Origin of the sequence: Photobacterium sp. (genome assembly GCF_033720175.1) — a bacterium.
Lineage (GTDB): Bacteria > Pseudomonadota > Gammaproteobacteria > Enterobacterales > Vibrionaceae > Photobacterium.
Genome location: NZ_JAWWDA010000017.1, coordinates 1 through 23,106, shown reverse-complemented (window position 1 = coordinate 23,106; position 23,106 = coordinate 1). Strand labels below are relative to the sequence as shown.

The following is a 23,106-nucleotide window of genomic DNA, read 5'->3' as shown; positions in this document are numbered from 1 at the left end:
CCGCCTTTGTGGCAACGATAAAATCACTTCTTCAGTATAATTATCTGGTGGATGGGGATAACCGCTTGCTCTTACCGCCAATAATTAGCATGATCGCCCCCTAAAATAATCCAATGTGACTCACTATGACTGCCCAATTTGATATCAACCAAATTCGCCCACAGTTTCCGGCTTTACATCAAGACTGTAATGGCCAACCTCTGGTTTATCTTGATAGTGCCGCGACTGCCCAGAAGCCTCAGGTTGTGATTGAAACCATCCGGCAGTATTACAGTGGTCACAATGCCAATGTGCATCGTGGCAGTCATAGCCTGACGGCAACGGCGACAGCGCAATTCGAACGCGCCCGCAGCACGGTGCAGCAATTTATCAATGCCCGCTTTAGCAACGAAATTATCTGGACCCGGGGGGCCACCGAAGCACTCAACCTCATTGCTCAGACCTATGCGCGCCAGAACCTGCAAGCCGGTGATGAGATTCTCGTGAGTGAACTGGAACATCACGCGAATATCGTCCCCTGGCAAATGGTGGCAGAGCAGACCGGGGCAAAAGTTGTCAAGATCCCGATGAAACCCGACTGCACGCTGGATATGGATGCCTTTCACCAACGCTTAAACGACAATACCAAAATTGTCGCCGTCGCTCATATCACGAATGTGACAGGCACCCGTAACCCGATTGAAAAGATCATTGCGGCCGCCCACCAGCAAGGTGCCGTCGTCGTTGTTGACGGTGCTCAGGGTATCGTCCATGAAACGGTTGATGTTCAGGCGATGGATGCCGACTTTTATGTCTTCTCCGGCCATAAGCTCTATGCCCCTACCGGCATTGGCGTGCTCTATGGCAAGCAAGCCATTCTTGAAGCCATGCCACCATGGCACGGGGGCGGAAAAATGGTCGAAAAAGTCTCTTTTGCCGGCACCACATTTTCAGCCCTGCCTGGTAAGTTTGAAGCCGGCACCCCGAATGTTGCGGGTAGCCTGGCACTGGCCTCGGCGATTGACTGGTTGCAATCACTCGACCGGGAAGGGGCCGAACAGCACATTCAGCGGTTACGGCAAAAGGCGATTGATGGCATCACCGATATTGAAGATCTGCGTATTGTCGGCTTACAAGATCATGCCAGCCTGTTTTCGTTTATCGTCGAAGGCGTACACCATCAAGACATTGCCACCTTATTGGACCAACAAGGTATCGCCCTGCGAGCAGGCCACCACTGTGCCCATCCAATGCTGGATGCCCTTAGGCTAACAGGTACTCTGCGGGTATCATTAGCCCTGTATAATACAGAACAAGACATCGAGCGCTTTATTGCCGCGCTCCACAAAGCATGTAGCTTGCTATAAGGACACTCATGACAGAAGCGACACTACCTCAACACCCATTTGGTACTGAGATCACCGCTGACGATATTGTGGCGCAGATGCAGACCGCCAAAGGATGGGAAGACAGATACCGCAATGTGATTCAGTTGGGTAAGAAACTACCGGCATTGCCTGAGGCATTTAAGCAAGATCAGTTAAGGGTCAGCGGGTGTGAGAGTCAGGTCTGGCTAACCCATGAAGCGCGCGGCAATTACTTTCATTTCGCGGCAGACTCTGATGCTCGCATTGTCCGTGGCCTGATCAGCCTGGTACTCGCCGCATATGAAGGCAAAACCGCCGAGGAAATCCGTGAATTCGATGTCGATGGGTATTTTGACCAGCTCGGTCTGATTGCTCACCTCAGCCCATCGCGGGGCAATGGGTTAAAAGCCATTGTCGAGCAGATAAAAGCATTGGCGGAAGGCTAACACTTCGGCAAGAGCAGAGAAAAGTAGCGAGTAGCGAGAAACTAGAGTCTCGCTACTCGGATCGCATATCTACTTGCTATGCTTCTCAATCAGTTTGGCAATAATGCGCGATACCGCCACAAAGCCAAACGTTGCCGTCACCATGGTCGCCGCGCCAAAGCCGCTGGCACAGTCCATACGCTTTGGTCCATCGGCCGTGGCTTTCACATTACACACCGAACCATCAGCCTGCGGGTACTTCAGCTGCTCGGTCGAGAACACACAGTCGATACCGAATTTACGCTTCGGGTTCTTGGGGAAGTTATGATGACGACGCAAGGTATCACGCAGCTTTTTGGCTAACGGATCCTGAATGGTTTTGGTCAGATCAGTAATTTGAATTTGCGTCGGATCCACCTGGCCACCCGCACCGCCGGTGGTGATCACCTTGAACTTGTTACTTTTACAATACGCCAGCAATGCCGCCTTTGGTTTCATGCTGTCAATGGCATCAAGCACATAATCAAAACGGCTGTCGATATATTCAGGGATGTTTTCCGGCGTAATGAAATCATCAATCAGATTCACCTGGCATTCCGGGTTGATCAGCTTGATACGTTCCGCCATCACTTCAATTTTACTCTGACCAACCGTACCCGTCATCGCATGGATCTGACGGTTGATGTTGGTGACACACACATCATCCATATCAATCAGAGTCAGCTCGCCAATACCTGAACGCGCCAGCGCTTCTGCAGCCCAAGAGCCGACACCACCAATACCGATCACACACACGTGTGCGGCACGCAGAATTTCAACGTCACTGTTGCCATACAAACGGCGGGTGCCGCCAAAACGCTGGTTGTAATTGTCTGAGGCTGGATTTTCTAATTTACGCATAGTCATTGACGTATAACTTTTAGTCGTTCAGATAAAGAATGAGCGCGTTTTATACGCGCTCTGCTCTTAATTGTCCAGTTGCCCCTGCTTCCGGGCGAGTTCATGGCGCCGGATTAATTCGTCGCCGCAGGAGACAGCCATGGGGCTTCCGTCCCGCTATCTTGCAAGCCCAGCTTCCATACCCGGCCAAAGTGCTTATAGTGGCCGGCATCTGTTCCCGCCTGCCCCCCCATACCATGATACAGATCGAGATGGTTTTTCTTCACCGCTCCCCCCGTATCCAGCGCCATTAACAGCTTTAGAACATGCTGACCGTTCCAGTTACCTTCGCTATCGAGCTGAGGGACTTCTGCCAGCAACACGCTTCCCATTGGTAAATACTCACGATCCGCGGCGACCGAAGCATGTGCCAACAGCGGAATACCGGCCGTTCCCATCACATCGAGACTCTTTTGTGGCTGAAAAAACACATAGGATGGGTTTTGCTCTAACAATTCACGCACAGTGGCTTCATCTTGCAAAGAGGCCCACTCTTCAATCGCCTTTAGTGACATCTTCTCACGAGGTATTTCATCGCGTTCAATCAAAATGCGGCCGATGCTGACATAAGGATGGTCGTTCTTACCTCTATAGGCAAAATACTGCAACTCATTGTTATCATCGAAGTGAACAAAACCACTGCCCTGCACTTCCATCATAAACACATCAAGCATCGATGCACTGTAGCCGAGCTCCAGCCCTTGCCCTTCCAATGCCCCCTGATAGATTTCTGCACGGGTCGGGCAGATCTCATCACATACCGGCATACCATAAACAGGGTAATGGAAAACCTCATCAGGCTGATGGCGTAATTCTATAACCGGTGAAAAATAACCGGTGAACAGTACATTGCCATTTTCATCCCCCCCGCCCATTTGAGCAATCTGAATACCGTACTGACCTAACTGGCTGGGATCACCACTCTGCTTCGCCCAATGGTCAATTTGATGATATAACGCCTGGTATTGACTTGTCATCGACGAAGATCGTGCTATCACCTGCGCCACCTGCTCGGCAAACATACTGTAATCACGCGACTTGTCTGACTCTACCGTAGGCACTGGATTCAAGACCTGATCAAAATTGCCATCTATATATTGCTGGCCTCGATCAGTCGGCTTAGCGCACCCTGCTAAGCCAATAATTAACATTGCGATTGTAACTTTACGAAACACGGTAGAAACCTACTATAAGTTTGAAAAAGAGCCTGACGGCTGAATATGCTTGATGTTAGCAAACACTCCCCGGCTGGGAAGCGTTAACTTCTTGCGAAATTAACACTTTATGTAAGGCTTTGTGTCAAGGCTTTGTTTTATTTTCGGAATAGGTGAATCGTAAAGCCAGGGGAAACCATACGGTATTTGACTTACCCGGTTTCCTCTAACGACTGAAGGTGGAAATATAATGCGCGGGTTGTTGCCGGACCAGATTCTCAGATGAATAGATATAAAGATAAATTTCATCACCCAGGCGGTACTCTAAAGTACTGCCATCCCATTCAAAGTGGGTACTGACCTGGCGTCCGTTAATGAACACCCCTGCAGGTCGGATTTCAAAGCTGTCGGCAGCATACGGCGCCACTTCCTGCTCAACCCAGGTGCCATAAATATGAGCAATCGGCTCAGGTTGGAATAAGTCAGCCTTAACCAGTCCTAACGCCAGTGATGCTGCGAAGATGAGTCCTATCACAGTGAACAATACCAGACATATGCTTTGCCATGTTTGTTGCCTAACCTTTTTCATCGCCATTCATACGTCATCAATAACCTCGGTAATATACCGGATCCCCATCACAGAGCCGGAACGATATTAACGACCGATATTCGATAACGGGATCTTATGTCCATTAAATTTCAATTCAAGGTCACTGAATTTTCAATTTATCACCTAGCCTGAAAGCATTTTCACTCTCACTAAGGTGATTAGAGAGTGAGGGAGTAGGTATGACCGCAAAAAATATTTCGTTACTATCTGTACAATTGTGAGAATTCATTTATTTTTTATGCATAGTTACTTACGGCATGGATGTAATCAATTGAAGCTTCGTAGCACTGCACTCGTCAAAGGCTTTCGGCAATCGGCCCCATATTTGAATGCCCATATAGGCAAGACCATTGTTATTATGCTAGGTGGTGAGGCCATCGAAGATCGTAACTTTTCTAATATCGTCAATGATATCGCACTGCTTAACAGCCTTGGGCTGCAGATTGTGGTGGTTTACGGTGCCCGCCCCCAGATCTCGCATTTATTAACCAGCCAAGGGTATTCAACGCCTTATCATAACGGGGTACGGGTTACCGACGAACGGGCCTTAGAACTGGTTAAGCAGGCCGCGGGACAGCTACAGCTCGATATTACTGCCCGTTTCTCGATGGGGCTAAACAATACCCCAATGGCTGGTGCACAGATTAACGTCGTCAGTGGCAACTTTATTATCGCGCAGCCACTCGGCATTGATGAAGGCGTCGATTATTGTCATAGCGGTCGTATTCGCCGGATAGATACCAATGGTATTCACCGCCAGTTAGATCAGCATTCCATCGTCCTGCTTGGCCCCGTCGCGAGCTCAGTGACTGGAGAATGCTTCAATCTCACCTCGGAAGAAGTGGCCACTCAATTAGCGATTCGGCTAAAGGCCGACAAATTGATTGGCTTCTGCTCTGAACAAGGGGTGCTCAGCGAGCAGGGGGAAGTGGCTTCTGAACTGTTACCCAATGAAGCCGAAATGGCTTTACAGCGCCTGGTCGATGCCGATGACGATGATTGTGGCACGGCACGCTTTTTACGCGGGGCGATCACGGCATGTCGCGCCGGTGTTCCTCGCAGCCATCTGATCAGCTATAAAGAAGATGGCGCGTTGATCCAGGAACTGTTCTCACTTGACGGGATCGGTACCCAAATTGTGATGGCCAGTGCCGAAAAGGTCCGCACTGCGGGCATTGACGATATTGGCGGTATCTTAGAGCTTATTTATCCGCTGGAGCAAGAAGGGATCCTGGTACGGCGCTCCCGCGAGCAGCTGGAACAAGAAATTGAGCGATTTACAATTGTTGAACGTGACGGTCTGATCATCGCCTGCGCTGCACTCTATCCTTTCCCGGAAGAGAAAATGGCCGAAATGGCCTGTGTCGCGGTGCATCCTGATTTCAGAGACGGCGATCGCGGCGCATTGCTGCTTAACCGGCTTCGCATGCAAGCCAAAGAACAAGGCTTGAAACACCTGTTTGTTTTAACCACACGCAGCCTGCACTGGTTCCGTGAGCAAGGTTTTATTGAAACGAATGTCGAACAGCTACCGATGGCGAAAAAAGCGCTGTATAACTTCCAGCGCAAGTCAAAGATCTTAACGCTAACACTCTGAGCAACTTTGACTTCGCCATAAAGACGCCAGCACAGACTGCTGGCGTCTTTTGTCGCCTGAAATCAACTAGGCCAGCAACTGCGCCAACCCACTCGCTCGCTCTGTACGTAAGCGCACTGCCCGATTGACCACCTCTTGCTGAGCAAAAAGATGCAGCTTCTCTTTGGCCCGGGTAACACCGGTATAGATCAGCTCACGGGTCAATATCGGACTGAAATCTGCCGGCAGTACCATCAAAGTATCGGCAAACTCCGAGCCCTGAGATTTATGGATCGTCATTGCATATACCGTCTCATGCGTAGGCAGCCGGCTGGGCAGCACACTGCGTATCGAGCCGTCAGGCATCTCAAAGTAAACCCGCAAATGCGGCTGATCAGGCGTCACCTTATGATCCATTATCACAATACCGATATCACCGTTATACAAGCCTAAGCCATGATCGTTACGGGTGATCATGACCGGACGTCCTGCATACCAGGTTTCATCCGTCGGACGAATTTTACCAATACGAACCAGTTCACGTTCAATTCGTTGGTTTAAGCCTGCGACACCGAAATCACCTTCTCGTAATGCACATAATAGACGAACTTTAGAAAAGGCTTTCAGGACGTCTTTCGGTTCCTGTTTCTGCTCAATCGCATCTAAATAATCACGATAAAAAGTCACCGTCAGATTAATCATGGTCTGGTAACTTTCAGCACTCAACGGGTAATTATTAATATCTCTAAAGCCTTGTCGGCACACTTTTTCGACATCATGTGGCTTGCCTTCATTTATGGCTTTCGCCAGCTTACCAATGCCTGACTCGGCATGAAAACGGTAGCTTTTACGCAGCATACAGAGGCTATCAGCCACTTTACTGACCGTGCCTGGCTGGGTCGGAGCAAAATCATACCCTGTCAGATAGCTCAGCAGCCGACCTTGTTCCTGGCTATATCCCTGGTGCGAAAAGGCACAGATATCCCCGAGTACGGCCCCCGCCTCAACCGATGCCAACTGATCCCGATCACCGAGCAAAATCAGTTTGGCATGCGGTGGCAGGGCGTCGAGCAGACGTGCCATCATGGGCAAATCGACCATAGAGGCTTCATCGACGACCAGCACATCAAGGTGCAACGGATTACCCCGGTGGTGGCGAAAGTCGACCTGATTAGGCACTGAGCCTAACAAACGATGAATCGTGCTGGACTGAGTCGGAATTCGTTGGCGCACTTCCGGCTCAACCGGTAACGACTGTACTGCCAGACCAATCGACTCTGTCAGACGGGCAGCAGCCTTACCCGTAGGGGCAACCAGTTTAATGTTTGGTACATGTAATTCACCGTCAGGGCTGGTGTGCTGTGCCTGCTTGACCAGCGCTGCCAGTAACTTGGCCACTGTCGTGGTTTTACCCGTGCCCGGCCCGCCCGAAATAACCGAAAACTGACGGGTGATCGCCGTCGCTGCGGCGACTTTTTGCCAGTTCAGGCATGCACTCTGCGGAACGAGATCATCGAGTGGGTTCAGCTCTTCCGCTCTGCCGGCCGACAGCAGCACCTGATCGATGGCCGCCCAGTCCAGTTGTTCGGCATGTACAATATCTAGCTTATCGCACACTTCATTGCGGCGACTGTCAGCACAATCGGCTGGCCCGGCCCCCCCTTTCTTCAGCTGCTGCAATGCCTGATATAAATAGGTATAGGTGCGCGGGAACAATTCATCCAACACGGTCGGCATGATCGCTGCCGGTTCAATGGATTGCGCACTATGATTAAGCTTCTCTGCCACCCGCTTTTCAAAATTCCAGTAGCGATGCAGGTACAGCCGCCCCTGTTGGAGCACTAATGGGGTGGCCTGCCGAGCGCCTGATCCCGAGGCATCCGATACCGCTGGCAACGACGTCAGTTCCGCAGCCCACTGTTGAGATGGCGGTAAGCCCTCTAGCAACGCCGCCGAGACCCTGACAGGCAAGCCAAACAGTGGGTGGTTTTCGATTTTATCGAGCATCAGACACACGTGCCCCTTGCCCAGTTCATGACTGACTAAGGCGGCCACCAACGCCAGCAGCGAAGAATGTGGCTCTGGGGTACGCTGAGCCAGAAATTTAGCAAATTGATAATCCAGCGGACGCAGTACACCTTGCTTGGTAAGATCTTCTAAACGCTTAAGCATCAATCTGCTCTCCATCAATTAACTGGTCTAATTCAGCCAGCAAGGATTGGGACGGACGCGCATAAAAAATGCCGCTGTCACTGCCGGCTTCCATACCGCGTAAGAAGAGATAATAAACCCCGCCAAAATGCGTTTCATAGTCATAGTCAGGAATGCGGCTGCGCAAAAAACGCTGTAAGGCTAAGGCATAAATCTGGTATTGCAGATCGTAGCGGTGATCGCGCATGGCCTCGGTCAGCTGATCCCCCCGGTAGGCATTAGGCTCATCGCCTAAATGATTCGATTTCCAGTCCAGTACATAGTATTTGCCGTGATGTTCAAACACTAAGTCAATAAACCCTTTCAGCATCCCGCTCACGGTAGCAAAACCTAACTCACCGGCTTTGGCTGAGACACTATCGTGCCTGGCAATCACCTTATTCAGCATCGCAGAAGAGAGCAATTCAATCGGCAGTAAAAACTCCATCTCCGTGAGTCGCTGAGTGGCATTTTTATCAACCAGCTTAAGATCATTGCCATCCAGCGGGCAATGAAGAACGTCGTCAATCAGCTTTTGCAGCACTGGCAGCCAGGCCGCCTCGTAATTTTCCCGCAGCAGTAACTCTGTCAGGATAGTGATGGTTTCCGGGCTATCGACCGGTGCGGTAAAGTCAATTTCTTCGAATACGGTATGTAAAAACGTCCCCGGACGCGCACCACGGGGGAAGGTATAAATAGAATACTCAGGCTCAAGTTCAATATTTGCCTCTTCGCCCTCCTGCGCTTTCTCTGCCGCAGAATCGATATCAAAACCGGGTAGATCCAAGCTGCTGTCGTGATAGGCCTGATGGCCCTGCTTAACCAGACTGGAGTAGCTGGTCATCCACCAGTTACGTTCAATTCTTGCGTTAAATTCACTTGGCTGCAGGGTCGGCGCATCCTGCTCTACCGGTTGCCATTTGCTATCCGGCAACACTGGCGGTTCGGCCACAGTGATTGCAGGCTGGCTTTCTGCCAGTTTAGCCAGGGCAAGCTCCAGAGCCGCGATACTGCCTTGCTGACCATTTTGCACCAAATGTCCCATAGCAGAACGGTGCAGGCCGGTCGGCTCTTTGGTACTGCGGCCATTGCGGATCGGCGCCATGCCAACATAGCAACCGTAGACCGCTCGCGTTAGCGCGACGTAGATCAGGCGTAAATCTTCCGCCAGACGCTCTTTATCCGCTTTTTCTATCGAATCATCTTGCTTAGTAATATCAAGAACGGTGATATTTTCCCGTTCATCGTGATACTTCACTTCGCTTTTCTTGTCGACTTCGCGATAGCTGCAGACAAACGGCAGGAATACCAGATCGTATTCCAGCCCTTTCGATTTATGGATCGTGACAATCTGCACCAGGTTCCGCTCTGATTCCAAACGTAAAACCTGATCTTCGGCATTGCCGTTAGGCTCAGCAATGTGTTCGGCTAACCAGCGTAATAAACCGTAATCACTGTCTAGGCTCTGGCTGGCTTCCTGCAGCAATTCACCGATATGCAGTAAATCCGTCAGACGTCGCTCACCGCCCTCTTCCGCTAACAAACGTTCAGCAATGGTCGATTTAGCCATCACACTGCGCAGCATTGGCATCACACCGCGGGTTACCCATAATTTACGGTAGTCTTTAAACGCATTAACGGCCGTTTCCCACTCGGTTTCATCGCTATTGAGCTTGTCTAAATCAACGGCCGTTAACGCAAAAAGACGCGAAGCTAACGCTGCACGCAACGCGCGATCATCTTCCGGTGTTAATACCGCCTGCAATAAACGCTGCATGTCGGCGGCTTCCGGAGTGGAAAATACACTGTCTCTATTTGATAAATAGACACTAGCAATACCCTGATCAGCCAAGGCCTGACGTACCAGTTTTCCTTCATTACCGGTTCTGACCAAGACCGCAACATCACTCGCCTGAATGGCTTTTTTGTGCTCTTTGTCTTGGAAAAAGGCACTACCCTGCTGGGATTGGGTGAGAACATTCTGGATCTGGGCTGCCGTTGCTTCGGCCATCACTTGCTGATAACTGCCTTTAGTCACCGGTTTGCCATCCTGGCTTTCCTGATGCCAGAAGGTCAGCGCATGCTGTGCCTGATTATCGAGCCACCAGCTACGTTCTGACGCTTTGGGGCTATGGTTCACCGACAGAAACTGAATGTCCTGATCGTAAATAAACGGTCTGTCCGGCTGCTCAAAGACTCGATTGACCGAGGCAATCATGTCGGCGGTTGAGCGCCAGTTAGTGCCCAGGGTGTAATGATCACTGACCTGACGCCGCGCTTGAATATAAGTAAAAATATCTGCACCGCGAAAAGCATAGATCGCCTGCTTCGGATCGCCGATCATAAACAAACCGCACTGCGCCTGCTCTGCATTTTCGGTGGTATAGATGTTGCTGAAAATACTGTACTGAAGGGGGTCGGTATCCTGGAATTCATCAATCATCGCCACGGGATACTGGCTGCGAATACGCTCAACCAGCAGATCGTCACGATCATTATCGATCGCCGCAGATAGCTGAGTCAGCAAGTCATCGAACGATAACCAGCCTTTGCGCTCTTTGGCTTTCGCGAGCAAAGTGCGACATTCTTCTATGGCGTGAGCCATTAAGGGATCGCGCAGATTGGCCGGGTTATCCAGCAGCTCAGCAACAGCTGCAAACACCTCATGCTCTGGGGCGTCACCTTTTGCCGTTTTTTCGATCAGGATCTGCTGATGGAAGCGATCGAGCTTATCCGGCAAGTCGTAGCCCAAGGTTGGCGATGCCGCCCACAAACTCACCTGTTCTAACCATGCCGGTAAACTTTTTTTGGTATAGCTGCGCTTGTTCACGCCGGAACTGGCTATCAAGGCTTCCAGATCCGCTTCATGCTCACGCCATAGCGCTTTAAAACCGTCGATGCGTTCGAGGTTTTTATTGTGCAATTCAGCCAGTGAATCTGTCATCGCCTCGACGCTTAACTTCACCGGGGCGCCAGTTAAACTGCCACCGATATCTTTCAGCAGCGCCGCCGGCGAAGACCATACGTCTCGCACTTCAACCGCTAAACTAGGCGGCAAGTGGTAGAAATTACGACGCCAGTAGTCGGCCGCGACTAAACTTTTCAGCTGGCTTTCATCGGTCACAAATTCATTATTAAAACGGCTGCCCGACTCAAAGGCATTTTGGGTCAGCATGCGCTGACAGAAACCATGAATGGTATAGATGGCCGCTTCATCCATCTGGCGCTCAGCCTGCAGTAAAATCTGCGCCGCCGTCTGATGATCGCTAATTTCCTCAAGCAAAGGCTGGATCACCGGATCGTGACTGACACCCCGGCTAAATGCTAACCGGGCATCATGGATCCGGGCTCGAATGCGATCTCTTAATTCGGCGGTCGCCGCTTCGGTAAAAGTTACAACCAGAATCTTATCAACGGTCAGCTCGGTGGCATGCCGCGTTTCTGCACTGCCATGGCCCAGCAGCAAGCGTAAATATAAGCTGGCAATAGTAAAGGTTTTACCCGTTCCCGCAGAGGCTTCGATCAAACGGGCCCCATGCAGTGGAAACGTCATTGGCTGCAGGGTTGCTGCCCCGGCGGATTTCGGCATCAAATGTGTTCCCGAGCCTGACTGCGAATGACATTCGGAGTCTTGCGTTATTGCTTGAGTCATCAGACATCACCCTGTTTGATTCAGAAACCAGATACGTTAGTGATAATGATCATCTTTTTTTTGTGATCCAATACTTATAACGGGTTTTTAGCATCTGGAATAACATTTTATTCTATTTATGTGCGAGTTTACTCACGGTTTACCGAGCGTAGTTTGGTTAGTATCGCGGCCAGAAACGTGGTCTGCCTCTGGACCTGTGGTCGTACAGCGAGCACCCTACAAATAAGAATGATTTGCTGGCGACCACACTACACCTATTCCCTACGATTCTTCCGCTGTTTCGCTGTGTAAAACGGCTGCCTGTAATATTCGGCTCGCCATTTGTGACGCCTCATTCGCTAATGTTTCATTCCATTGCGGCCACACCCGGGCAATATAATTGTCGGCCCCTTCGCCCGGATAGAGATAGCCGTCATTAAAGCAGTCAGCCATCTTCTTCAGTGATTTTTCCAAGGTATCGGCATCATCCTTCCAACTGCCGTCGCGACCAATACACGCAGTAATACCGGCAAGGGCCGTTTTCGGAAAATACGGTAACGGCTTATTCAAACCCTGGTAATACAAGCTTACGGCTTCTTTGAGGTAGGCATTGGCCTGCTCAGGCTCAACCTTAAGTAAGGTTAAATGGGTATCGGTACCAATCAGATGAGTGATTTGACTCTGGCCTCCCGCGGCCAGGCAAAGGTGATCAAACCATGCGGTTAATAAATCCTGTGCACGGACTTTGCCACTGCGATAACGTACCAGTCCGGCTTGATAACGCTGCTTGAGCCAGCCCTGCAGCCGGACCTCCTGCCCTTCAATCTGAAAAACAATATCCACTTCATGATCATCAAGCGGGCTCGCCACTAACGGTAAAATTAAATCCACCAGTGTAATCACCTCGATTCGTGTCGCTTCCAGCTCTAATTCGCCAAACGCCGCGACAGGAACATTTCCCGCCGCCTTCTGTTCCGCTGAAAATTGCCTGAATACGTCATCGTCATTTTCCTGATCCTGTTTGGCCTCAAGCAGCAACGCCAGTAATTGGTCACGCATCAGATAGCTGTCTAATCCGTTAAGCACAAAGGGTTCGTCATCTTCCATCACGCCCATCGGCGGTTCAAAGAATACTTTTAAACGACGGTTAAAGAAATAACGCACAGGTAAGCGCCAGAATCGCTGTAATTCAGCCAGATCCAGCTCGCGGGTTTGGTCCGCATCAAGAGACTCTTCCTCAAGAGCCGCCAGCTGGAAATCTTTACCTGCCTCACCATTACGTAAAGCTGCGGGTAACCATTCCGCCGCATAGCTGGTTTGCTCCCCCGTAAAAGCATCAGGGCTGAACGGGACTAACGGGTGGTGATGAATTAACTGCGCTTTGACTCGCTCTGCTGAAGCGTCGACCGGGAGCGATTGATCACCTGCCACGCAATAACCTTGCTGACAATATTCCACCAGCTCACTGACCAGTACCGACGGCACTTTTTCGCTGTTGTCCTGAATCGAACGGCCCACATAGCTGATATACAGGGTTTCCTGCGCCGATTGGATCGCTTCAAGGAACAGGTAGCGGTCATCATCACGACGAGAGCGATCACCCGCCTTGGTGCGGCCGTCCATTAAATCAAAGCCTTCCGGCGCAATATTTCGCGGGTAAGCACCGTCGTTCATCCCCAGCAAGCAGACTGCCTTGAAAGGAATAGAGCGCATTGGCATCAGTGTACAGAAGTTAACCTGACCTGCCAGGAAGCGCTGACTCACCCGCTCGCCCGACAGTTTATCTTGCAGGTACTGGGTCAGAACCGCGGGGGTGATCAATGTTTGATATCCGGCATCATCAAGCTGTTCATGTAAGCGATGTAAGCTGTCACGGATTGATTTAAGGATCAGTTCGCCTTCCAGTTCGACGGCAAAGAAATCATCTAATAACTGATTTAATCTCTCCGTCCAGGCTGTCACCGATTGCGGCTGCGCCAGTTGTTCACGGTAAGCGATCAGGCGATCAATAAAGCTCGCTAACTGACCGGCAAGCTCGGCCTCTAAGCCCTGTACCTGCTCGTAAGCGGAAATCCCCTCGAATAAACCGGCATCATGAGGCATCGCATAACCCAGCAACATACGCTGAATACCAAACAACCAGGTATTCTGATGTTGCTCCGGCAATTCAAACTGACAGGCCGTCTCTTTATCTAACCCCCAGCGTACGCCGGCTTCTTCAATCCAGCGCTTGATTTGCTCAAAGCTATTACCGTCAAAACCAAACTTGCTCATGACTGCCGGCACTTCGAGCAGTTCCAGTAGTTCTGACGCGTGACAGCGGCTTTCAGGCAGGGCCAGCAAGCGCAAGAAAGCCAGTAAAATAGGATTTTCCTGCTCTGCGGTTCGGTCTGAGATGGAAAATGGTATATAACGGTTACCCGGCGCATTGCCAAATACCGCCTGAATGGCAGGCCCGTAGGCATTGATATCGGCCACCATCACAATCACATCACGTGGCTTGAGGTTTTCATCAGCATCAAACATGGCGAGCAGTTTGTCATGCAGCACTTCCACTTCCCGCATCGGACTATGACACGCGTGAATAGACAGGGAAGGATCATTCGCCGCAACGGGCAACTTATGATGGCTGGAATCTAAAATATCGTCATTTTGGCGATCTTCTAAATTGAGAATATCGGCCTGAATGGAATGCAGCAGCGTATCAGTTTCAATATCCACAAACGCTTCCACTTCCCGGGCTTGTATTTCAGACAGCAGATACAAATTATCCCGCCCAAGTTTGCCCATTGAAGCCAGCAGGCTGTTGCCAACCACATCGTTGTGCATGTCATCATGGATATTGTCTTCAACGCTGCCTTTCAGCTGCTCGGCTAACTCGCCCTGCTCACTGTGATCGTCCAACCATTTCACTTGTAAGCGCTGTTTAGCCGCGAGTCGCGCCAGATACTTACGGTCACGGACATCACCCCAGTAATAACGACAGGGGTTAGTAAACATCAGGTGAACGTCAATATGCTCGCCCATCGCGGCCAATGCATCAAGGTAGCGAGGGGGGAGCGATGAGATACCAAAGACAAACAATCGCTTAGGAAACCCTTCAGGCAAGGCGCCGCTGTGGGTGTAGTTCTCAAGTGTATCGATAAAATGCTCGTACAAATTGGCACGATGATAGGGCGATTGCTCTAATGCCAGGGTATGATCATACAATGCCTGCCACAAAATGGGCTGCCATGGGTGTTCATCACCCAGTTCTGTCACTGTTTCACCCGCTTCCCACTGTTGGATCCACTCCGGGCGATACACTAAGTACTGGTCAAAAATATCTGCGATTTTTTCTGCCAGCTGATAACTTTTCAGGCTGTCTTGATCGTGTTCTAAATACCGTTTGAGCGGCTCAAATTCCGGCTTCTCCAGCTGCTCAGGCAAGACTTCCATCAACTTCCAGGTCATCGCCTCTTTATTGAAAGCACTGCGCTCGGGCACATCAGCCAGCACCTGGGTAAACATTTTCCAGATGTAGGTTGCCGGCAAAGGAAATTCGAGGTTTGCCGCGACACCAAATGATTTCGCCAGCTCCATTTTCAGCCATTGAGACATGCCGGGGCTTTGCACCAGAATTTGTTCTGGTTCGAATGGATTATCAAGAGGATTGAGGCGGATCAGTTCAACCAGCAGCGATTTCAATAAATCCAGTTGGTTTGAGTGATAAACAGTAAACACGCAGATATCTCACAAAAAGAGAAAGTTGTCCTGATTGTCTACCATGATCTTGTTAGCTGCAAACCTAAATTACAAATACAAAAAAGCCCGCATAACCGGGCAAATCACACTCGCTAAACTTGTAATCTTGCAGCAATCCGCCTAAAAAGCTCGCCAGAACAGTACGGTACAGATGAGACTGTAAAAAACGAGATCCGTAGGACATTACGCGCTATGTGAAACAGGACCAAAAATACATGAAATCGGACGGTAGAAGGCTAAATAACGCAGCGCGACATAAGACACAACGACCGTCGAGACATACAGTTCAATACTCGCAAGCAGGGAAACTTGATTAACATATTCTTGTGCGACCCCATTTGTTGCCATCCAAGCGGCGGTTTTGAACAGTGCTGTCGCACCAATCACCATTGGGAAGGTGAAAGCAGCATAACCTGGGCTGAATTCTAAACGCAGCAATCGATAAAACGCCACATAGATAACAGATGTCATCAGTACCGCAATACCGGCAAGTAAGCTGATGATCACCGGGGAGGGGCTCTGATCCACAGTGAGATACCCAGCAAGAGAAAGGCTTGCCGGTGCCGCCATAATCGCAATGGTTGGTTTCGCTGCATCTGGAATTTCATGACTGAAGATCAAACGATAAATCATGATCGGCAGCATCACCGCATATACCGCCATACCAAAAATCAGCAAGCCTTCAGCGAGCGGACGTAACACCCCACCGGGAAAAGCGACATCCGCCACGATAATACCAATGGGCGGCACAAACCAGCTTGGCACCATATGATGCAGTTTGAATTCAATCGCACGGTGATAAACGAATAACACCAGAAAGATCATGTGCAGTATGACCGCGAGTAACCACACCGCTTGCGCAAAATAGGGCGCATACATACCAACCGTTTTTGACACCACCATTAACGCCATTGCAAACGTCGGTACTACGCTACCGACAACAGGGTGGGTCAAATCATTCCACAAGGATTTGGGGTGAAGCAGAAATTTCGTAATCAGGATCAGTAACAATACTGATGCGATGGCGGCTCCGGTTACTTGGCCCGCACCGCTTAGATCTGCGGCATTTTCCCAGCACCAGCCAAGACTTGCGATACCTAATGCTAAACCCGCCATAGGGGTTGGCACTGCTGCAACTCTGTTTTTCGTCGCGTTAATCATTATCTTTTCTCCGCGATCCCCCCAAATATTATGTGTAGCGATGTAATACCAATCGGAACACTTCTCTCGATTGGTATAACCAGTTTGGGCTGAAAGCATTAATCTCTGAACACCGGAAGAGTGTATTAAATTTGAAGGATTTATAATAATTGAATATATTTAACCGTACTTTCAGCTTTGCTTAATCTATTTTTATTACCCATCTTAACCAAAGAGATAAAATGAATATTGCGCTGAAGCAACTCAGGGTCTTTGTTACCGTCGCCCAGGAAAGAACGATCACCGCTGCTGCAGAAAAATTGTTTTTATCTAAGCCGGCAGTGAGTATGGCGTTAGCTGAATTGGAAAGACAGCTGGATCATAAGTTGTTTGATCGCAATAACAATCGTCTGATCATCAATGAACAAGGTAAGCGTTTGTTACCTTTAGCTGATGAATTGTTGGCTCGCAGCCATGCGATCGAAAACCTCTTTGATCAGGCCGGACCGGTAACCGGAAAATTAAAAGTAGGATCGAGTGACACGGTCGGTAACCAGGTGACCCCTTTCCTGCTCCGCGATTTTCGCGCCAGCACTCAACATGCGGATCAGTCGCTGTTTATCTCCAATACGGCACAGATCTGCCACAAGCTCAGTGAATTTGAACTGGATGTCGGTCTGGTTGAAGGCAAGGTACAGCAAGCCGATCTGATCACCAAAGCCTGGTTAGACGATGAAATGGTCGTGGTTTGCCATCCGGATCACCCGCTGACTCACATCGACAATTTACAGCTGTTAGATCTGGAAAACTCGCACTGGGTTCTGCGCGAGCCGGGATCGGGCACCCGTGAATTTTTCCTTAATCGCATCTCACCGCGGCTGGAAGAGTGGCATCAGGCATTCGAACTCAATACCACCGAAGCGATCATTAACTGTGTCGCTGCCGGATTAGGGATCACTTGCTTATCAAAGCTCGCCATTCAACATGCGGTCAATGACAAGCGACTGGTGTTGCTGGATTTACCGATCGATATGCGCCGCCAGTACTGGTTGCTCTACCACAAAGAAAAATACCAGAGCCCGTTATTATCTCTGTTTATCGACTTTTGCCTGCAATGGCAGTTAAAGCAGGCCTAGACGCGAACATCACTCTTAAATGTGGTTATCACCAGAGCTGAAAGCAATGATCTGACTGATCTGACAGAGGGGACGGCCCGTTTCCTGCTGCCAGTCATTGAAAGCCGCTTGTGCGGCCGAGAGCGATTTTTGCGTATCGCGGCCGCCATCAATGATCCCGGTATTGCGTAAATAGGCCTCTACGTCGTGACTCAGAATAAAGGTATCTTTCCCCATAACGCGTAACGTGTAGGGGCCGGTATTTCCCCCCAGGCGTTTGCCATTACGTTTCAGGTAACGCCACAATCCGATAATATCTTCTTGTGGCCAGTCAGCCACCATGGCGGCAAAGGAACCATGTGCCAGGGCTACTTCATGGATCATCTGGGCATTTTCAGGAATGGTCATAACCTTGCCTAAATGGCGAATAATGGCAGGATCGGTCGCTTTGCGTTCCCACATATCATTCGGGATCAAGAGCATCTTCTCAATATCGAATTCAAAGAACACCTCTTCAAAATTTTGCCATTTGCTACGAACGACACGCCAACTCATACCGCACTGAAACACTTTCTGAGTAAATGCCGCCAGCCAGCGCGCATCAGAAATTGTATTTAATTCCTGAAGACTCAAAGGGGTAGCAAGCAAACTCTCAAGTTCAGCCTCTCCTCCCTTTCTTTCTGCTGCTCGGGTATAAATCTGAGTAAATTTTTCTCTCGCCATCACATTAACACGCTTATCACTGGACAGAAGCCTTTATGCTACTGTATAAACAGCCAGTAAATCAATTTCGGGAGGGTGACCATGGCTGTTATCATCAAATATGTAGTTGAGCGCAACGGAGAAGAAAAGATGACTTTCACCTCTAAATCCGAAGCCGACGCATACGACAAGATGCTAGATATGGCTGACGATATGTTTACTTTGCTAAGCAAAAGTGAACTATTCGAAGATGAAGCTAAACAAGAAGAACTTTCACTGTTCTTAGCACAGAAGCGTGAAGAAGTACTGGTTGCATTGGGGGCTAAAAAAGCGAAAGCGGCTCCTAAGAAAAAAGCGGCAAAGCCTGAAGTGGTTCAAGATGAACCTCAGGTAGATGCAGCTTAATCATCACTGATGATGTCGTTTTAAGAATAACGGCGTTTATAAGTACTTCAGCATGAATAAACCTCCGACCCGGAGGTTTTTTTATGTAGCAAAAAGCCCTTACGATTCCGGCCAAAGAGTTAAATTCGTCATAATCTCGTCATTTTCGACCGATTGCTTAGTCAACCCTTCTATATCAAGCCAACTGTCTTTATGATGGTTTTCTATTAATACGTAGCAATGAGCTAATTATACAATCTGTCAGACTTACAGATTGGGCTTTAAATTTTTAGGAACGGAGACGATTGATAATGGCTAGCTTTTCACTTGCCTTAGGTACTGCAACTCAAAACCGCGATGGTAAAATCATCGAAGCCTTTTTCCCAACGCCGGTGCTTAACCCATCAGAAGAACTGGTTAAAGCCATCGCTGCCGTTGTAGATTACAAAGAAGGCAACCAGGCTATTGAAGTGACACCGGCTCAGTGCGCAAGCCTTGCTACTGCATTCAAATCTGCAGGTGACGAGCAAAGCGCGCAGTTTGCAGCGAAAGCCGCTCTCTCTTCACAACCGTTGGTTCTAGTTATTCTTGCGACCGACTCTGCGCCGGTATCTGTAGCTGAAGGCTTCCTGAAACTTCAGCTTATCTCTCACCGTCTAGTTAAACCTCACGGTGTGGTACTAGACGGTATCTTCGGCCTGCTTCACAACATCGCATGGACCAGTCAAGGCCCTATCGATCTTCCAGAGCTGGCAGACCGCCAGATGGAAGCGCGCCTGAACGGTGGAGTGCTATCCATCGATTGTGTCGATAAATTTCCGAAAATGGTTGATTACGTCGTACCAGCCGGCATACGTGTTGCTGATACTTCACGTGTCCGCCTTGGTGCGCATGTCGGTGAAGGTACTACCGTGATGCACGAAGGTTTTATTAACTTCAACGCCGGTACCGCAGGCGTAAGCATGGTTGAAGGGCGTATTTCTGCCGGTGTTATGGTTGGCGAAGGTTCTGATATCGGTGGTGGTGCCTCTATTATGGGTACCCTGAGCGGCGGTGGTAAGATGGTGGTTTCTATTGGTGAAAACAGCCTGCTGGGTGCCAATGCCGGTCTTGGTTTCCCACTCGGTGACCGTTGCACCATTGAATCAGGTCTGTATGTCACGGCAGGCTCTAAAGTCCGTATGCTGGATGCCAGCGGACAGGAAGTCGAAGTGGTGAAAGCACGCGATCTTGCCGGTAAGTCAGATCTCCTATTCCGTCGCAACTCTGTAACCGGTCAAATCGAGTGCCTGACCAACAAGAGTGCGGTTGAACTGAACAGCGAGCTACACAGCAACAACTGAGTTCAGACACGTTATGCTGCATAATAACAAGGCTGCAATCGCAGCCTTTTTTAATCGTGTTATACCCAACCACTTCTGAATCTCGCCTCTTGAGGTGGATTGGATATAGGGATCAATAACCGCGATCAGTCACACTGTAGCTACTCTCGCCTTCCTTTGAATCGAGACATTCATTTATGTAGCCCTGATTAATCACCGTCGAGACTTGATGACGGCCAGTACAGTAATCAAACCGACCTTTCAAATATCCCGCACGATAGGATTCGTACTCCGTCTCGGTTAATGCCCCCAACTCCGACAAACGTTTATTATTAAGCTCTCGGTAACCCTGCTCTCCGTGGTAAGTCCCTAATTGTTGCCACTCTTTATTCGCAGATAATTCTGCCTCATACCGGGCCGCACAACCAGACAGCACGATCAGGACAACTAACATCGTTAACCTCAGCATACTAACTCCCCTTCCCCTGCCAATAACGTTTATACCAATTGGTATTATTTATTAGTTATTTAGTAAGTATGGTTCAAAGTATTAAAATGCGATGTTAATTTAGAGCCGCGGCCGCTTGTTTGCCGCTTTCACTTTTCGCACCCACCGCAACCAGCATCAATCCGATAAAGGCAGCAACCAATAACACCACACCTAAGTGCCAGGGCTGACTCATACCCGATTTAAGTAACATACTGCTAATTAGCGAAGCAGATACCATCTGACAGGCTCCAGACAGTGCCGAAACGGTTCCCGCACGATTGCCATAGGGAACTAATAGCATCGACTGTGCACATGGGAATGCCATACCATTCGCCATTGCCAGCAAAAAGTGTCCAGCACTGACCCACCCCGCAGCAACCGGCGAAATCATCAGTACCAACCCGGCAAGTAAGTGGATCAATGGTGCTAACTGGAGGATTTTCTGGGTGCCAACAACGGGCCTGATTCGCTGACAGAACACCCCGCCGGTCAACATGCCAAAGGCTGGGATCATTGCCCAAAACGCGTATTGCTCAGAACTCATCCCAATCTGAACCTGCATAATAAAAGGCATCAGAGAAATAGAGATCACAACCAGGGAGAAATTGATCCAGCCAATTCCGGCAAAACTCAGGAAGTGGCGTTCTTGCAACAGAGTAAAATAAGAGAGAACAAGCTTAGCGACGGATTGAGGACGTGAAGAGTGGCTCAGGGTTTCGGTAAAAGTGAATACCAGCACCAACCAAATCAACGCAATATAGACCAGCAATAACATCAATACTGCCAGCCAACCCCAGTAGTGGTTTACCATACCGCCAATAACGGGTGCAACGATAGGGGTGAAAGCAGCAACAATAGCAACCCAGGTCATCGCCTTCACCAGATGCTGATTTTGATAGCTATCACGCATAGTTGCCCTGGCAAGTACCGCGACACTCCCGGCTCCAAGTCCTTGCACAAAACGTCCGGCTAGCAACCAGGAAAAAGTATCTGCATGGGTAACAGCCAGTACCAGCCCTAAAAGTGCAATAAGCAAACCGCAAAGCAAAACGGGGCGGCGGCCAAATATATCGGATAGTGGTCCATAAATAAGCTGTGACGGACCGAACCCAAGTAAGTAGCCCGAGACTAATAATTGAACCTGATCAGCGCTCAACTGAAGATCCTGAGCGATCCATGGTAAAGACGGAAAGACTAAGCCGAGACTCAGCTGACCAATACTAACGATCAGACAAGCCAATAATAAAGGTTTCCAGTTAAACCTTTCCATATATCTCCTTTTTATCTCAATAGCCGACTGTCCATTATGCACGTTACAGGTAAAACTATTAGCAGCAAGCACTTAAGGCATAGTTTCCCATCAGGACGCAATATGATTTTTCATTAAAAAAGCAGCTTAACCAAAGGCATAAGCTGCTTTTTTATCTGTATTAAAGCTAATCTGAAGAAATGGTCAGATTTTACTGATCTTATAGGTTAACGGATTAGATACTGAAAACTTACTGCCGGATGTTTCAACATTGCCTTGCTTCATCGCAACAAGCACTTCTTTCTGTATTCTCACAACCGAGAAAAACCTCACAATCATAAAAACGATGAAGACCGGCATGATGATCTGGCTTAACGGGACTGATTGCAGTACAAAATCATTGATTAGCCAGATAGCCAACATCAACAGCATAATATAGAGGGAGTTGGGCTTCAGTACGATCTTTACATCGTTCGGGGTTTCTATTCGTTCGTAGAAAAATTTCATGGTTATAGCCTATTATCAGAAATTGCCCTAAGACTCTCACACTCCTTCATCATATGACAAGATCGGAATACTCGGTTGAAGTGTTGAGTTGTAACAAAGAATAAAAGAAAGTGATTAGAGTCGCGAGAGGCGGGCTCTAGAGGGTTAATAGTACCCTTCACTACACCTTGCCATCCTCGAAATCGAGAGACAATATTATCGGGGATCCATCACTCGTTGATCCTATGTGGCTATGGGTTCCCTATCACGTTTGTACCTCGCTGTAGGAAATAACGAGGTTTTGCTTTTGTTCAAACGTAAAAAAGCCCAGTCTTTCGACTGGGCTTCTCTAATAAATGGCGGAGTGGACGGGACTCGAACCCGCGACCCCCGGCGTGACAGGCCGGTATTCTAACCAACTGAACTACCACTCCGCAGTGTCTATTCAGCATAAAGCTATTTGGCGCCTGGCGATGACCTACTCTCACATGGGGAGACCCCACACTACCATCGGCGCGACTGCGTTTCACTTCTGAGTTCGGCATGGGATCAGGTGGGGCCACAGCGCTATGGTCGCCAGACAAATTCTGTTTATTCCCGGTC

At 49.3% G+C, this 23,106-nt stretch carries 17 protein-coding genes, 1 tRNA gene and 1 rRNA gene; 6 read left to right on the top strand and 13 right to left on the bottom strand.

Translation table 11 applies throughout. The annotated features are described in order from the left end of the window. The first annotated feature begins 125 nt into the window (after positions 1-125). Complete coding sequence (gene csdA / locus R3289_RS16985; protein ID WP_318926879.1) at positions 126-1,346, top strand: cysteine desulfurase CsdA; 1,221 nt, start codon at positions 126-128, stop codon at positions 1,344-1,346. A gap of 8 nt (positions 1,347-1,354) precedes the next feature. Next, complete coding sequence (csdE, locus tag R3289_RS16980; RefSeq protein WP_318926878.1) at positions 1,355-1,792, top strand: cysteine desulfurase sulfur acceptor subunit CsdE; 438 nt, start codon at positions 1,355-1,357, stop codon at positions 1,790-1,792. Positions 1,793-1,861: 69 nt separating this feature from the next. On the opposite strand, the gene tcdA is transcribed toward csdE, so the two are convergent. From tcdA to R3289_RS16965, 3 genes are all read right to left on the bottom strand, one after another. Continuing rightward, positions 1,862-2,671 carry a tRNA cyclic N6-threonylcarbamoyladenosine(37) synthase TcdA gene (gene tcdA, locus R3289_RS16975; RefSeq protein ID WP_318926931.1) on the bottom strand — a complete coding sequence of 270 codons (810 nt, stop codon included), beginning with the start codon at positions 2,669-2,671 and terminating at the stop codon, positions 1,862-1,864. A 113-nt stretch (positions 2,672-2,784) separates the two neighbouring features. Then, positions 2,785-3,885: a murein transglycosylase A gene (gene mltA, locus R3289_RS16970; RefSeq protein WP_318926877.1), complete on the bottom strand. Its 1,101-nt coding sequence runs from the start codon at positions 3,883-3,885 to the stop codon at positions 2,785-2,787. Between the two features lie 205 nt (positions 3,886-4,090). Next, complete coding sequence (locus tag R3289_RS16965; protein WP_318926876.1) at positions 4,091-4,453, bottom strand: DUF2850 domain-containing protein; 363 nt, start codon at positions 4,451-4,453, stop codon at positions 4,091-4,093. A gap of 292 nt (positions 4,454-4,745) precedes the next feature. Between R3289_RS16965 and argA the strand changes: the two genes are divergently transcribed. After that, positions 4,746-6,071 (top strand): amino-acid N-acetyltransferase, encoded by a 1,326-nt coding sequence (argA, locus tag R3289_RS16960; RefSeq protein ID WP_318926875.1) that lies wholly within the window; start codon positions 4,746-4,748, stop codon positions 6,069-6,071. 66 nt (positions 6,072-6,137) lie between these two features. On the opposite strand, the gene recD is transcribed toward argA, so the two are convergent. The 4 genes from recD to R3289_RS16940 all read right to left on the bottom strand — a co-directional run bounded on the left by recD (position 6,138) and on the right by R3289_RS16940 (position 16,776). Continuing rightward, on the bottom strand, positions 6,138-8,222 hold the full coding sequence (gene recD / locus R3289_RS16955) for an exodeoxyribonuclease V subunit alpha (protein WP_318926874.1): 2,085 nt from the start codon (positions 8,220-8,222) through the stop codon (positions 6,138-6,140). Then, complete coding sequence (gene recB, locus R3289_RS16950; protein ID WP_318926930.1) at positions 8,215-11,829, bottom strand: exodeoxyribonuclease V subunit beta; 3,615 nt, start codon at positions 11,827-11,829, stop codon at positions 8,215-8,217. The genes recD and recB overlap by 8 nt, the downstream gene beginning before the upstream one ends. Positions 11,830-12,153: 324 nt before the next feature. After that, complete coding sequence (gene recC, locus R3289_RS16945; protein ID WP_318926873.1) at positions 12,154-15,594, bottom strand: exodeoxyribonuclease V subunit gamma; 3,441 nt, start codon at positions 15,592-15,594, stop codon at positions 12,154-12,156. Positions 15,595-15,798: 204 nt separating this feature from the next. Continuing rightward, positions 15,799-16,776: a TDT family transporter gene (locus R3289_RS16940; RefSeq protein WP_318926872.1), complete on the bottom strand. Its 978-nt coding sequence runs from the start codon at positions 16,774-16,776 to the stop codon at positions 15,799-15,801. A 221-nt stretch (positions 16,777-16,997) separates the two neighbouring features. Between R3289_RS16940 and R3289_RS16935 the strand changes: the two genes are divergently transcribed. Then, positions 16,998-17,891 carry a LysR family transcriptional regulator gene (locus R3289_RS16935; RefSeq protein WP_318926871.1) on the top strand — a complete coding sequence of 298 codons (894 nt, stop codon included), beginning with the start codon at positions 16,998-17,000 and terminating at the stop codon, positions 17,889-17,891. 15 nt (positions 17,892-17,906) lie between these two features. On the opposite strand, the gene R3289_RS16930 is transcribed toward R3289_RS16935, so the two are convergent. Continuing rightward, on the bottom strand, positions 17,907-18,593 hold the full coding sequence (locus R3289_RS16930; protein ID WP_318926870.1) for a DNA-3-methyladenine glycosylase I: 687 nt from the start codon (positions 18,591-18,593) through the stop codon (positions 17,907-17,909). An 81-nt stretch (positions 18,594-18,674) separates the two neighbouring features. Between R3289_RS16930 and R3289_RS16925 the strand changes: the two genes are divergently transcribed. Beyond that, the gene (locus R3289_RS16925; RefSeq protein WP_318926869.1) at positions 18,675-18,977 is read left to right on the top strand and encodes a YebG family protein; all 303 of its coding nucleotides are present in this window, start codon (positions 18,675-18,677) and stop codon (positions 18,975-18,977) included. Positions 18,978-19,267: 290 nt separating this feature from the next. Further along, the gene (gene dapD, locus R3289_RS16920) at positions 19,268-20,299 is read left to right on the top strand and encodes a 2,3,4,5-tetrahydropyridine-2,6-dicarboxylate N-succinyltransferase (RefSeq protein WP_318926868.1); all 1,032 of its coding nucleotides are present in this window, start codon (positions 19,268-19,270) and stop codon (positions 20,297-20,299) included. Between the two features lie 112 nt (positions 20,300-20,411). Here the strand turns inward: dapD and R3289_RS16915 are convergent, their stop codons facing one another. From R3289_RS16915 to rrf, 5 genes are all read right to left on the bottom strand, one after another. Then, a complete protein-coding gene (locus R3289_RS16915; protein ID WP_318926867.1) occupies positions 20,412-20,747 on the bottom strand; it encodes a DUF2799 domain-containing protein in 336 nt (111 codons plus the stop codon). Between the two features lie 94 nt (positions 20,748-20,841). After that, positions 20,842-22,038 (bottom strand): MFS transporter, encoded by a 1,197-nt coding sequence (locus R3289_RS16910; RefSeq protein ID WP_318926866.1) that lies wholly within the window; start codon positions 22,036-22,038, stop codon positions 20,842-20,844. Between the two features lie 183 nt (positions 22,039-22,221). Further along, a complete protein-coding gene (locus R3289_RS16905) occupies positions 22,222-22,524 on the bottom strand; it encodes a hypothetical protein (protein WP_318926865.1) in 303 nt (100 codons plus the stop codon). 336 nt (positions 22,525-22,860) lie between these two features. Then, positions 22,861-22,937: transfer RNA gene (locus R3289_RS16900), tRNA-Asp, on the bottom strand. Positions 22,938-22,968: 31 nt separating this feature from the next. Next, a 5S ribosomal RNA gene (gene rrf / locus R3289_RS16895) occupies positions 22,969-23,084 on the bottom strand. Positions 23,085-23,106 lie beyond the last annotated feature (22 nt).

Bases quoted from the DNA above. Each gene is read 5' to 3' on its own strand.
- csdA (WP_318926879.1), top strand. From the start codon at position 126: ATGACTGCCCAATTTGATATCAACCAAATTCGCCCACAGTTTCCGGCT.
- csdE (WP_318926878.1), top strand. From the start codon at position 1,355: ATGACAGAAGCGACACTACCTCAACACCCATTTGGTACTGAGATCACC.
- tcdA (WP_318926931.1), bottom strand. From the start codon at position 2,671: ATGCGTAAATTAGAAAATCCAGCCTCAGACAATTACAACCAGCGTTTT.
- R3289_RS16965 (WP_318926876.1), bottom strand. From the start codon at position 4,453: ATGAAAAAGGTTAGGCAACAAACATGGCAAAGCATATGTCTGGTATTG.
- recD (WP_318926874.1), bottom strand. From the start codon at position 8,222: ATGCTTAAGCGTTTAGAAGATCTTACCAAGCAAGGTGTACTGCGTCCG.
- recB (WP_318926930.1), bottom strand. From the start codon at position 11,829: ATGCCGAAATCCGCCGGGGCAGCAACCCTGCAGCCAATGACGTTTCCA.
- R3289_RS16940 (WP_318926872.1), bottom strand. From the start codon at position 16,776: ATGATTAACGCGACGAAAAACAGAGTTGCAGCAGTGCCAACCCCTATG.
- R3289_RS16935 (WP_318926871.1), top strand. From the start codon at position 16,998: ATGAATATTGCGCTGAAGCAACTCAGGGTCTTTGTTACCGTCGCCCAG.
- R3289_RS16930 (WP_318926870.1), bottom strand. From the start codon at position 18,593: ATGGCGAGAGAAAAATTTACTCAGATTTATACCCGAGCAGCAGAAAGA.
- R3289_RS16925 (WP_318926869.1), top strand. From the start codon at position 18,675: ATGGCTGTTATCATCAAATATGTAGTTGAGCGCAACGGAGAAGAAAAG.
- dapD (WP_318926868.1), top strand. From the start codon at position 19,268: ATGGCTAGCTTTTCACTTGCCTTAGGTACTGCAACTCAAAACCGCGAT.
- R3289_RS16915 (WP_318926867.1), bottom strand. From the start codon at position 20,747: ATGCTGAGGTTAACGATGTTAGTTGTCCTGATCGTGCTGTCTGGTTGT.
- R3289_RS16910 (WP_318926866.1), bottom strand. From the start codon at position 22,038: ATGGAAAGGTTTAACTGGAAACCTTTATTATTGGCTTGTCTGATCGTT.
- R3289_RS16905 (WP_318926865.1), bottom strand. From the start codon at position 22,524: ATGAAATTTTTCTACGAACGAATAGAAACCCCGAACGATGTAAAGATC.